The organism is Chitinophaga rhizophila (assembly GCF_019492185.1).
In the GTDB taxonomy this organism is placed as follows: domain Bacteria; phylum Bacteroidota; class Bacteroidia; order Chitinophagales; family Chitinophagaceae; genus Chitinophaga; species Chitinophaga rhizophila.
In genome coordinates this window covers 363,659-376,490 of the sequence record NZ_JAICCF010000001.1, presented here as the reverse complement: position 1 = coordinate 376,490, position 12,832 = coordinate 363,659, and the positions used below count along the sequence as shown (strand labels likewise).

6 protein-coding genes are annotated in these 12,832 nt (G+C 47.6%); 1 reads left to right on the top strand and 5 read right to left on the bottom strand.

The features are described from left to right. Window positions 1–90: 90 nt before the first annotated feature. Window positions 91–465: an SPW repeat domain-containing protein gene (locus K1Y79_RS01415; RefSeq protein ID WP_220248211.1), complete on the bottom strand. Its 375-nt coding sequence runs from the start codon at window positions 463–465 to the stop codon at window positions 91–93. A 197-nt stretch (window positions 466–662) separates the two neighbouring features. Between K1Y79_RS01415 and K1Y79_RS01410 the strand changes: the two genes are divergently transcribed. Beyond that, window positions 663–1,682 carry an SDR family NAD(P)-dependent oxidoreductase gene (locus K1Y79_RS01410; protein WP_220248210.1) on the top strand — a complete coding sequence of 340 codons (1,020 nt, stop codon included), beginning with the start codon at window positions 663–665 and terminating at the stop codon, window positions 1,680–1,682. Between the two features lie 98 nt (window positions 1,683–1,780). Here the strand turns inward: K1Y79_RS01410 and K1Y79_RS01405 are convergent, their stop codons facing one another. From K1Y79_RS01405 to K1Y79_RS01390, 4 genes are all read right to left on the bottom strand, one after another. Further along, window positions 1,781–3,928 (bottom strand): RagB/SusD family nutrient uptake outer membrane protein, encoded by a 2,148-nt coding sequence (locus K1Y79_RS01405; RefSeq protein WP_220248209.1) that lies wholly within the window; start codon window positions 3,926–3,928, stop codon window positions 1,781–1,783. Between the two features lie 25 nt (window positions 3,929–3,953). Continuing rightward, window positions 3,954–7,220: a SusC/RagA family TonB-linked outer membrane protein gene (locus K1Y79_RS01400; RefSeq protein ID WP_220248208.1), complete on the bottom strand. Its 3,267-nt coding sequence runs from the start codon at window positions 7,218–7,220 to the stop codon at window positions 3,954–3,956. 930 nt (window positions 7,221–8,150) lie between these two features. Continuing rightward, a complete protein-coding gene (locus K1Y79_RS01395; RefSeq protein WP_220248207.1) occupies window positions 8,151–10,757 on the bottom strand; it encodes a S9 family peptidase in 2,607 nt (868 codons plus the stop codon). Next, window positions 10,757–12,754, bottom strand: coding sequence for a TlpA family protein disulfide reductase (locus K1Y79_RS01390; RefSeq protein WP_220248206.1), 1,998 nt, complete (start codon window positions 12,752–12,754; stop codon window positions 10,757–10,759). The genes K1Y79_RS01395 and K1Y79_RS01390 overlap by 1 nt, the downstream gene beginning before the upstream one ends. Window positions 12,755–12,832: the final 78 nt, after the last annotated feature.

Here is a 12,832-nt window from a genome sequence, read left to right as displayed (position 1 = left end):
TTACAGGGAGCAAATGACGTACCAGTGGCATATAAAAAAGAAAAGCACTCCCTGGACAGAGAGTGCGTCTTCTGATAATTGAGATAGAATCTAAATATTTGCAAAACTCTTCGCATTATGACCTGCTACGATCTTCGTTGCCGATGCTGCACCAATTTCAAACACACCTACAATCACATGTGGTAGCCACACCTCTCCGGCAAAACCAAACAACCAGGGAGATAATGCCAGTAATATACCCGACATCACATCCAGCGTCAGATGGGTACTCATGTTCAACCTGCGGTATATGCCCAGCTCGTAGTCAGTCAGCAAACTATATATAATAGTTGCAATACCCATTCCGATCGGTACCCACGATTCAGCCCCTCCGTTATAAAAGCCCAAAATCCATGGCGCCGCTATCAGCAGCACTGCTACGATGTAATCAAGGTAGCCGTGCATTCTTGTTCCGATAAATCTCATAATCACATATTTTAGGTTACTGATAGAAAAACAGCAATTGTGCCAGTCGCTCTTAAGAGAGGGTTATAGTGCATTTGTGGGGAGAAGTGTTGACAAACGTACCTGCAAGGTGTAGTTAAAACCTTACTGTGGTAGCGTTCCTGCCTGAAAAGCCGTAGGTACAAGATTTGGCGGTAACTGGATACATCTGAAGAATTATGCGTAAGAACTATTTTGAATGCCTGCTGCTGATACTATGTGTATTGATCATAAGCAGCTGTACTACCTGGAAGCCTGGTAAATCCGGTCAGCGAAAATTACAACAGAAGACTTTTGTGATACTGGGTGCATCCAGTGGCTTTGGCCGGGGCGTAGCCGAACAGTTGGGCGCTTATAAAGCTAATGTTGTGATTGCCGCCAGACGTACCGCTGTACTACAGGAAATTGCGGAGATCATTAACCGCGCAGGAGGAACAGCACTTGTTGTTACTGCCGATGCCTCCAATCCCGAGGACGTTAAACGTCTCAGTCAGGCCGCTATTGAAAAGTTTGGTAAGGTAGATGTCTGGATCAATATGGCAGGTATTGCTACCGTAGGCAAGTTCTGGGAGGTACCACCTGCCGATCAGGTACGGGTTATTGATGTAAATATGAAAGGTGTTATATACGGTGCTTATGAAGCAATAGCCATATTCCGCAAACAGGGCTATGGTACATTGATCAATATGGGTTCTGTGGAGAGCGAAGTGCCGGTTGCTTATCAGGCTGCCTATACCGCCTCAAAGGCAGGGGTGAGGAATCTGGGTCTTGCTTTGAGCCAGGAGCTAAGAATTGATGGACACAAGAAAATAAAGGTAGTGACCATCGAACCCTGGGCGGCCGATACGCCATTCTGGAGGCATATCGGTAACTATACCGGTGGTGCGCCATCTATGATAGCACTGGATCCTCCGGATAAAATAGTGAATGCCGTACTCCGTAAATCACTGCGTCCGAAAAAAGAGGTGCCGGTTGGCTGGAAAGCACACACTATGTGGGGCATGCACCGGATGTGGCCACGTTTAACTGAAAGAATTACGGGTAATGTAGCTAACCGGTACCAGATTAAGTTTGGTCCTCCTGTGGCAGATACGGTGGGCGCTATCTATCAACCCATGCAGACAGGAACAGGGATAGATGACGGGGCCAAGGAACGTACGAAAGCACATAAAAAGATAAAGCGGAACAAAGAGCAGTAGGTTGCTTGTATGCGGTAAATACCGTTATAGGCTTTGATTGCCATTTTGAATAAAGTAAAGGGATCACGACAACCCGCGTGATCCCTTTTTATTCATCACTAATACCCTGGATTCTGATAGGCGGCTAATGCTGAGGCATCCAGAGCCTGCCCGTTTTCGTCTGTCAGCTGTCTCAGGAAATCATTCGGCCATGGCCGGAATGTAAATTCTTTTCTCATCTGCCCTTTACCATTACCATCCTGCCCGTTGCCATTTGCCGTATTATCGGCTATCGGCCAGCGGCCGGATAAGGTAGATGCCATCTGGTTCAGGTATACCATACGCTCATACAGGATGCCGGCATTGTGCAGGTCTTCCCACAACATACCCTCTGCCAGGTGTTCCCTGGTTTTTTCATTATAGATAAAATGGATAAACATATCCTGCACACTTGTAGCGGTAGGTACATAGTGTTCTGCCAGCGCTTCCGGCGTACCTGGCGTGAAATGATTTGCTGTAACACGGATAGCGTTGTACGAGCTACCATCCGCAGGGTAAGGAGGCAACTTCTCTGACGCATTCAGGGAAGCAGCCTTGGGCTCCCATTGTACCAGTACATCCGGACGGCTTTCTCCACTCTTAAAGGCAGCCCGCTGACGCAATACGTTGATGTCTTCCAGCGCCCTGTCATACATGCCTTTACGGCCATAAGCCTCTGCACGTAGCAGATAGGTTTCTGCCAGCCTGATAAGGATAGCATCCCTGGTACCGCTTTCACTGTTGAAGTTGCTTTCGTCTGCACTACCACCTCTCATCGGATCAATATATTTCTTTACTGAGAGATAAGGGGAAGGAGCGCCTGTATTCAAACCAATAGGATTCTGATTGTAGTTCAGGCGGTAATAATACCTGCCGGTAACACTGGATCTGACCCATCTTACGATGAACTGATAAGGCTGACTCATCACTGTGGTGGAGTCCAGTGCTTCTGATCGCTGGTTCTCCAGGTAAATCAGTGCTCTTCTGCCAGGCAGCGTTCTTGGGTCGCCGGAATTAACAGTTGGTTCACCTGCTGGTTTATTAAGATTCCACCAGGCCGCTGCCGCCGCGTTCCAGGTAAAACCTGCTGTGCCGTTGCGGAGGTACTCGTATTGGAATGTCTTGTAATAGCGGGAGTCGTTCACTTTGTCTGTAAATACGTCGTAACCGAAGTCTGTAGGTTTGAATGTACCAAAAGGACGTCCGTATGCCATAGCCCTGATGACCCCTGTACCATCCGTATAGTTACCGGTATGGTAGTTAGCCGAGCGGTTGCCGAAGCGGCCATTCAGGGTGGTGTTCACGTCAAATTGTGCTGCCCATAGTACTTCTTTGTGCGGAGTTGTCTCTGTTACTTTAGGATCAAACAGGGTCCAGTAGTCAGGTGCCAGTCCGGATGCCCCACCTGCTGCATTGATCACATCTGTAGAGATGGCGATTGCCGAGTCCAGGTCTGTGTTTACACTACCTTTATATAACATGGCGAGGTGTCTTTCCGCATTGTTCATAAAAGGGGCTGCCTGCGCACGGTTGAGGTATAATTTGGCCAGGAAATGTCCTGCCGCCAGTTTACCAACACGGCCACGGTCTGCCAGCGAAAGCGGTAGGTCGTTATAAGCCTGTCTCATATCGCTGATGATCTGCTTATAGATGTCTTCCAGTTTGGCCTTAGGATAGTGGTATACCTGGTTGTCCTGCGTTCTGGGAGTAAGCAGCAAAGGTGCATCACCCAGCTGATTGGTGATCAGGTAATAGGCCCAGGCACGCAGAAACAGGATCTCTGCTCTTCTGATAGTACGGTAAGCATCATCAGTACCAAACCTGCCTGGTCTGATCCTGTCTATCACATCCAGCGCAATGTTACAGTTATTGATATGCGGGTATGCGCCCATGGGTGCATTGCTGGCATTGGCTGCGCCCAGGTAGTTATAGACGTTGCCTGTGATGGTGCTCACGTTAGAGCCGTAACGCGTGGCCGTCATGGTTGCATACGTGTTATCGCTGGTCATATAGGCATCAGTTTCGGCTTGCGTTAGCCTTGCACCATTGCCATCCCACTCATGTTTTACACGTGCATATACATAGAGGCCGTTGATCAGGCCATTGAGTCCGTCTTCGTTGTTATAGTAGTCCTGCGTAAGGTTGGCTACCTGTTTTTCTTCAAGAAATTTTGTACAGGAGAAGCTGCCGGTCGCAGTAAGCAGTAATATCAGGATGTATTTTTTCATACCAGTATTTTGAGAACGTGAACGATCAGAATCCTACTCTTAAGCCGAGTACGATGCTGCGCGGCAGTATAGTGTTGTTGTTCATCCCACCCAGTGGATTTGTGTTAAAAGAGTTAGGCTGTGATTCCGAAGCCCAGTTGGTTTCGTCGTCAGGATTGAGGCCCATTTTTACCACTTCGCCGCCAAAGATGAACGGGTTCAGTACCTGTACATTGAACTGTGCACTTTTGATATTTGCTTTGCCCAGCAGTCTGCCCGGCAGATCATAAGTCAGTGATATGTTTCTTACCACGGCGAATGAACCGCTGGCATATTGCATAGCGGAAGAGATATTGGTATATCCTGTGCTGCCCAGCATCTGTAAAGGATATTTGCCGCTTTGGTTATTCCAGCTCCAGAAGTCTTTTTCATCCCTGCCGAAAGTGCCTGGGTAACCGCCAAAGTACGTCTGTCCGATACGCGTATAAATGAAGGTGCTCAGGGTGAGGCCCTTATAACGGAAGCTGTTGGTAATACCGCCATACCATTTAGGTCTTGGCGTCCCCCTGATCACGTAGTCGTCAGCATCTATCTTATAGTCGCCGTTCTGATCAACTACCCTTACAGTGCCCGGTCTGAAATCGAGGCCGCCGATGGTCTTGAACTTGTCCATTTCTTCCAGTTCCTTGGGACTGCTGCCCCATATACCATCATTCTGTAACTGGTAGAATACCTGCCATGGCTGGCCGATAAACAGGCGCGAACCGATGATATCTTCCTTCCCGTTGATCAGTTCGCGGATCTCTTCCCTGTTGGTACTCCAGTTGATTTCCGTACTCCAGGTGAAGTCTTTTGTCTGTACGTTGATAGTATTCAGGGTAACTTCCACACCGCGGTTCCTTGACCTGCCAATATTCATAACTTTGGTAACGTAGCCAGAGAGGGCCGGAATGTCTCTGGTGAAGAGCAGGTCAGAAGTATTCTGTACGTAATATTCCACCGATCCGGATACACGGCTGTTAAAGACAGAGAAGTCTATACCCGCATTAATCTGCGCAGTCTTTTCCCAGCTGAGGTCCGGGTTTTGTACGGACTGCGGCAGGAAGCCTACCGCAGGTACAGACCCGAATACGTAGTTATTACGGCTCAGCGGACCGGTAGTAGTATATGGAGATACAGAAGAGTTGCCGGTTACGCCATAACCGATACGGGGTTTCAGTTCATTGATCCAGCTGACGCTGTGTACAAAAGGTTCTTCCTGCATTTTCCAGGCGAGTGCGAAGGATGGGAAGAAGGCCCATTTGTTACCCGGGGAGAGTACGGAAGAACCATCCCAGCGGCCGGAGGCCGTCAGCAGGTATTTATTCAGTAAGGTATAATTCACCCTACCCATGAAGGAAGCCAGTGTGTTAGCCGTAAATCCGGTACCAATACCCGGATTACCCTGCGTATTGGAGGCCAGGTCATACCAGTGGCTGAGCGGAATGACAAGTCCGGCTACGCTGGTACTCGTGTTTTCCCTGCGGGACTGCTGTGCAGACTGTAACACGGTTACGCCGAGGGAATGCGCTTTGCCGAATGACTTATCGAAGTACAGGAGGTTTTCCAGCACCCACGAGAAGTTCTCATCACGCGAGTAAGAAGCGGTATTCGCTCTAGCCCCGAGGTGGGCTGTAATATTTGGGCCTGTCCAGGAGCCGCTACGGAAGTTCCTGATCTGAGCGCCGAAGTTGGTCCGGTATTTTAGCCATGGAGTGAACTTCACTTCAGTATATACATTACCCAGTACAGAGGAGGTGCGGCGTTCGTTCAGTGCTTGTCCGATGTCTATTAGCGGGTTCCACATATTCAGGTTACCGCCCGGGTTTCTTACATACCCACCACTGGTATCGGTAGGTAGCGCCCATGGGTACTGTTCAATCGCGCGGCCAAAAAGATCTTTTGCGCCCGTATTACCCTGATTGGTAGTGATGCCATAGTTCTGTTTGGCGAGAGAGGCAATGACAGATACCCCGAGTGAGAACCATTTGTTAGCGTTAATATCGCCGTTCATGTTCAGGTTGAAACGTTCAAAGTCCTGGTCACGCTGTACGCCGGTCTGTTTATTATAGCCAAGCGACATATACAGGCGGGAGGTTTCAGTACCGGTAGATACAGCTACCTGGTGATTCTGAGTGATGCCGGTGCGGGTTACCGCGTCTCTCCAGTTGAAGCTGGGGATATTAGCCGAGTTGTATATTGGCACCATATCGGGCCATCCCAGCGCCTGTTCGGCAGGGGTGGTGGCACGCATTTTCACAGTACCGTCGGGGTTCCATTCGTAGCCTTTCATGGTAGCTGCCAGCAGTTCGTTATAGTTGCTGGTAACACCGGAAGCAGCAAAGTTCAGGCTGTCCAGGCGTGGGTCGGCATACCATTGCTGGGGGGCCACTTTCAGGTCGGTAGGGGCACCGGGCTGATAGCGCCGGCCGTTGATCAGTGCCTCTCTGAGGCGGTCTACGTATTGGCCACCGTCGATCCAGTCAGTTAAGTTTTTATAGCTGTCGAAAGAGACAGTAGAGGAGAGGTTGACAGACATTTTGCCTTTAGACCCTTTTTTGGTAGTAACGAGTATGACCCCGTTAGCGCCTCTTGAACCGTAGATGGCAGTAGCCGATGCATCTTTCAGGATTTCTACCGAGGCAATGTCATTTGGGTTCAGGTCGTTGATAGAAAAGGAAGTGACCCCAAGAGCAGAGACGATAGGTACGCCATCTACCACATACAGCGGGTCGTTCGAGGTATTGCCAGAGCGGGTACCACGTATGCGGATAGCAGGTACTTCGCCTGGTTTGATGTTGGTGGATACGTTCAGGCCAGCAGCTTTACCCTGCATAGCCTGGGCGAGGTTGACCACAGGGCGTTCCTGTATGGTTTTGGCGGAGATGCTGGTGAGCGCTCCGGTCACATCGCTTTTGCGCTGTGAGCCATAACCGACTACAATCACCTCATTGATTGCCTTGGAGATCGATTGCAAAGCAATGTCAACATTGGCACGGTTGCGGATTTGTTGTTGCTGACGCTCGTAGCCTACGAAGCTGAAAGCGAGATTGGAGGTACCTGAGCGTACCTGCAAGACGAATGACCCATCTGCCTTGGACAGCGTCATGTTCTGCGTACCTGGTTCTACGACGGTTACCCCTTCCAGCGGTTGCTGGTTGCCGTCAGTCACCTTTCCTGATACCCGGAATGTTTGTGCAGATACAGACATAGAGAGCAGTATCGGGATGGCGGTGAAGAGAATACGCTTTAACAGTGTAATTGTTTTATTCATAATGTAAGCGGTTGTATTGTCAAACTATTTGAATAGCCTGTGTGTGTCAGTTAATACCCTAAGATGTTCTTTATAACTCCCCTGAAAAAACAGGCATAAGTATATTGTTGCCGATAGTGACTGTACGATGGAATAAGATGGAAATAAAAAGTTGATCCGCAGGTCCGTCCCGGATTGCGTTGCTTAGTAAGGGGATAGCATGTGCGGAATGCTCAATGTGTGTGTTGCATCTTCACTGTTCTTACATTGTATGAGCTGGTCCTGAGTGTTGTGTACTGCCTGTCTGTTTACATCAGTATTGCCGGTGTTGTACTCCTTTCGGAAAACTACAGCTGCTATTGTATGATGGATTGAGCTGGTGAGACAGTGATCCAGGTTGAATGTGGTCGTATCTCTGACGACAGTGCATAGTAAGGTGAACAACGTTTTTTCATAACGGCGAAAATTTGTGGAACATGTTAACAGCCCGATATTATGATTAACTATGGTAATAAGTGTCCTATGGTGTCCTACGATGCTGCTGTCCTCTTGCCTGGCAGGAGTGAAGTTCTTTACCTGTAATCCGGATTGCCACGCAGTGGTTTATGCATGACCTGTAGTGCCGCGCGCTACATGCAAGGCGATGGAGCGGCATTCTGTATGATCTTCAGTGGATAACTTCCCGCTTTGCTACGCTGCCCACAGGCTTGCCGGAACCCCCCGAACCATCCTCAGGAAATAATGAGCATAACCGGTAGACAGATGTTAAATGAAGAAAGGCGTCACATATATATGAGGCGCCTTTTTCATTCATCATCTTCACTGTTTGACAAGAAGCGGTTGTCCCGAATACAACGGGTACTGAGACAACCTGCTGCTTTTACATCCGGATCTTAGGATTTTCACTCGGACGGTCGAAGCTCTTTACGTATTATGGGGATGAAAAAGATGTTAGTAATCATATTTTTGGTCTACATTCCTTTCATCTATACTGATCCCTTCCTTCATCCATCTTGGCATTGGTTTGCCTTTCAGGTAGTGATCAAAGAACTGCCCCATACGTAATGTCCAGTCTTTTTGTGCTTCTTCTCCGTTGAGGGAGTGGTTTTCGCCTTTGTAATTAAGTAGCCAGGCTGGTTTGCTTAGCCTGCGCATAGCCAGAAACATGTCAAGCCCCTGAGTAAATGCTACAGCGCCGTCCTTGTCATTATGGAAAATGAGCATGGGTGTCTGAATCTTGTCTGCATTGAAGATAGGAGAGCTTTGAAGGTACTCTTCCCGGCCTTCCCAAAGGTTTTTGCCTATGCGGGATTGCTCTACCTCGTATTTGAACATGCAGGGTGCGCCGTTCTGGCGAATGGCAAAGTAGTTATATGTTGCGTTGGATACACCTGCTCCGGCGTTGACGCATTTGAAGATATTAGTACGCGTTACCAGGTAATATACCTGGAATCCTGACCAGCTATGTCCCTGCAGACCAATACGATCCTTATCAGCAATGCCCCTTTTGATCATCTCTTCAGTACCACTCACGACTGCACTGTAAGTACTTTCCCCTGGAACGCCGGTTTTAAAATGCACGTCAGGACGGAATACTACATATCCATTGCTTACATAGGTAGGAATATCAATGGTACTTGTGCTGTATTCTGGTGTAAGATAGGCATGCAGGCCGTCTGTGTGTGTCTCATAGAAATCCACGATCATCGGATAAGTCTTGCCGGCATCATATCCTTCCGGCACATATAATACGCCCTTATTGTTGTTTCCTTCGTAGTTCTTCCATTCAACAAGTTTAGCGGTACCCCAGCTATATTGGTGTTGTTGGGGGTTAATGTCGGTTAGCCGCTGCTCTTTTTTGAAATCCGAGCTGGTTACCCATAAATCAGGATAGGTATGGAAATTTGACTTTGTATATGTAAATGACTTTCCATCTCCTGATATGGCTGCAACCTGAACGGAGTAGTCCGGATTGTCAGCGAGGGCAGTTACTCCTTTCCCGGGAACAAGCCTGTATACGCCATGTGACATAGTGCGCTCGTTGAAGCTCTGGAGGTTCATAGGCCGGGATAGGTCCACACGATTGATAAAAGGTGTAGACATCCATCTTAGCTGTACCTGGTGACTGCGTCCATACCCGTTTGTTATGCAGCGTGCAGCCTGTTTTTTGAGGAGGTCAATTGCCCATATATCGTATCGGTCATATACCAGCACCGTATTCCCATCATCGGTCCAGCCGGCAATACCATAAGATCCGGCCGCGCTGGGATGATCATGATCTTCGTCAAACACCGGATGACCTATCTGTGCAGAGATGCCTTTAAATACGCCTGCAACAGGGTCAAGCACCTGCCATTCTTTAGCTGCACGGTTAAAAAGTACGGCATATTGTCCATTAGGGCTCCACTGAGGATTCTCCGGACTATCTTTCAGCAACAGCTTACGCTCGCCCGTACGTACATCTACCATGTAAAGATCCGCATTGGTATCATATTTCCAGTCTACCAAACGTATATACGGCTGCTGGTCAGCGATGATTGCATAGTTATAGTCGCTGGTTTCGGGCGTAAGAAGCCTGCCGGATTTCTCTGCCATTACTTCTACTACCTTTTTGTCAGAAAGATGGTAAATGAATTGCGCATCGTCCATTTGGGTGCGGTTGTACACACCTCTGCGCTGTCTGCGCTGGGATACGGGTTCATTCCACGTCCATAGTTCCAGTTCAAAGCCCGTATCTGCTGGTTTCACCATTTTCGGGCGTTGATTACTGTTATTGTAGGATACTTCCAGCAGTATATGTCTGGCTTTGTCAGAAATATCATATGTTTTAGGTCGGATGGTATATCCGGCCGGAGGCTTAATTTCACTATAATCCAGCAATAACCGGGTTTTACCTGTTTTTACCGAGAAGAAGTACAGGCGGCTGCCGGCCAGGAAGGTACCTTCCTGTGTATCCTTGTTGAATGTATAGTCGCTGATATTTTCGTCAAATACCGGCTTATATGCCCCTTTTAGTGGCCCGGTGATCAATTTATTGTTCTGCAGGCAGATAATCGATTTTTCCCCGTTAAAAAGGTTGAATTTGCTGGTTCCTGGTAACGTCACACTGTCCTGTGTATCTATATTGTATAAATACGCACTGGAAGTACCATCCTGCCAGTTGCTGTAGGATATCCATGGGGATGTGGGCAGTGTGAGTATATAGCTGCTTTTAGTCCATTCTATTTTCCGGCCATCTTTCAGGCGCGTCAGCGCAATAATCTGTTTGCCATCGCTGCTCTGGCTATATTTCATCCATTTACCGGCATCAAAAAACTCAGGATTGTCTGCGTCTTTGAGCTGTATCGTTTTCCCGGAATGCGTATTAACCAGATATTTATAAGATTCCTGGTTATCTGCAATACTGTAGGCCGCCCAGGCCCCGTCATATGAAATACTTGGACTACCTGCTCTTTTCCATTCTTTATAATTGGCCGTATCCAGCGCCGTGCGTTGTGCTACAGCCGGATGTATAGCGATACATCCAGCTATAGCAGCCAACAAAATACCTTTTTGCATTAGTTTTCTGCTTTTAATATGTCAATTACATAAGTCAGTTCGTCGGCCAGCTTGCTTGGGCTGCCCTGATAGCCTTCCGCTGTATAACGTATCACGCCGTTTTTAATAACAGCCTTTCTTGGGATGGCTGAGGAGTGAAATACCGGCAGCATACTTCTGAATACCTTGTTATTGGTACCATTTTTACCCGCTACTTCATCGAAAAGTACGTTGAAACGGAAACCCGAAGACTTCATATAGTCTTTTACCTCCTGCTTGTAATGCTGGTTGTTTTCCATTGTGGAGATGAAATAGAATGCTACACCAGGATCATTTGCGTATTTGTCAACGGCCATCTGCATACCAGGGAATGCCATTTTACATGGGCCACACCAGGTAGCCCAGAAGTCCAGTACTACAATCTTGTCTTTCCATGCAGCCGCATCTACTGTCTTGCCATTAATGTCTTTGAGCTTGAAAGTCGGGAAAATGCCATTGATTAAATTTGATCTGATCTCTTCTTTTGTCCTGGCTACATCCTCTGCTGATTTTAGTGATTCCATGTACTGTTCAAATCCATCTTCCTTACCGTTTATTAGAACGTATTGCTTTTTCAGCTGTTCAATCATGGCTGGAGTAGCAGTATTCAGTTTGATAGCAAGTTCCAGCATTGGTAGCACCAGCTGTTTGTTACCGGTATTTTCCAGGATGCTGATCCTGGCTTCATTCAGGTTGGCATTACTGTATTTAAATGCGTCAGACAGTTTTACCAGGTACTGAAGCGCTTCGTCGTATTTTCCGATTTTATTAAGCAATCTGATATGTACGGCAAGTTTTGTATCTAGTTGCTTTACTGCATTCTCATTGGCTTGCCTGGGGGTGTACTGCATCCCTTCCCTATATGACAAGTCATTACGTCGCTGGATCATTGCGTCAATAAAGGCTTTTGATATAGGATATAACTGCTCCGGCGGCATTTGCTTCAGGCTGAATGCCTTATGTATGTTCGCATGATAGACATCATTCAATGTAGCAAAGGTCATTTCGGGAACCAGTGCAAGGGCCTTGTCATACATGCCCTGGTCAAAGTAGAGTGTTTCCAGCGTTCTGTATGTATTATGATAAATAAAGCCTTGTGTTGCGGTTGAATCCTGCCGGTAAGCCGCAACCGGAAACTCCTGCAGGAACTTTTCAAGAGCGGCAATTTGGGCTGGTGTTTCAGCATCTTTTGCAAAAGATGCCTGGTATTTTGCCATGCGCATAGTTCTGCCTTTCGGGAACTTCTGTATAATGACATTCCTGATAGAATCGGCTTTCTTTTCATTCTTCAGCTGAAAGCGGTACGTATCCCACACAGTAATGTATCCGGCTTCATTTACACCTGGTAAGCTGATAAACCTGTCCAGGTTGCGGGGCGCCACTTCAGCAAATTCATCGCCTTTGCTGATTTTCAGCATAGTGATGTAGGTATCGAAGTATTTTGGCATGTTTTGCGGGAAATCTTTCATTTCTTTCCTTACCCACATCTCCAGTGCTTCGTCGCTGATATTCTTCTGGTCGAAATAGCCTTGTGGCGCTTTATTAATGGATGGTTTACGGAACGTGCCCCATGCCAGAACACTACCAGGCAGTTTTGATCCATTCTTGTCAACCGTCGTAGCTACAAACCCCAGGTCATTATTATTGTCTCCTGCAACCGCATATCCGTTTTCTTCCGTAATAAATTTGATAGCGACAAAGGCGCAATTGGCGGGCAGACCATATTTTCCTTCCAGCTTTCCTTTGCTATCTCTAAGTTCAATATCATCAAGTTCCCAGCGGTAGTCATTAAACATGTAAATAATTGCACGTATGTTATCCTTCCCCTGCAATGGTCCTCCCTTAGGATCGTAAGTCAGCCTGATGGTATCTCCGGCTACGGGTGTGCCCAGTCCTGTCAGCCTGGAGCTGTCTGTCTGACTGAAAGCCTGGTATACAATACCCAGTGATAGCGTCAGTACACTCATCCATTTTTTCATAAAGTTTGTTCTGATTTGCAAGGCAGTGCCTGGGGAACAATTGCTTTATGACTGCAATTGTTCCCTTCAGGTTGCCTT

Bases quoted from the DNA above. Each gene is read 5' to 3' on its own strand.
- K1Y79_RS01415 (WP_220248211.1), bottom strand. From the start codon at position 465: ATGAGATTTATCGGAACAAGAATGCACGGCTACCTTGATTACATCGTA.
- K1Y79_RS01410 (WP_220248210.1), top strand. From the start codon at position 663: ATGCGTAAGAACTATTTTGAATGCCTGCTGCTGATACTATGTGTATTG.
- K1Y79_RS01405 (WP_220248209.1), bottom strand. From the start codon at position 3,928: ATGAAAAAATACATCCTGATATTACTGCTTACTGCGACCGGCAGCTTC.
- K1Y79_RS01400 (WP_220248208.1), bottom strand. From the start codon at position 7,220: ATGAATAAAACAATTACACTGTTAAAGCGTATTCTCTTCACCGCCATC.
- K1Y79_RS01395 (WP_220248207.1), bottom strand. From the start codon at position 10,757: ATGCAAAAAGGTATTTTGTTGGCTGCTATAGCTGGATGTATCGCTATA.
- K1Y79_RS01390 (WP_220248206.1), bottom strand. From the start codon at position 12,754: ATGAAAAAATGGATGAGTGTACTGACGCTATCACTGGGTATTGTATAC.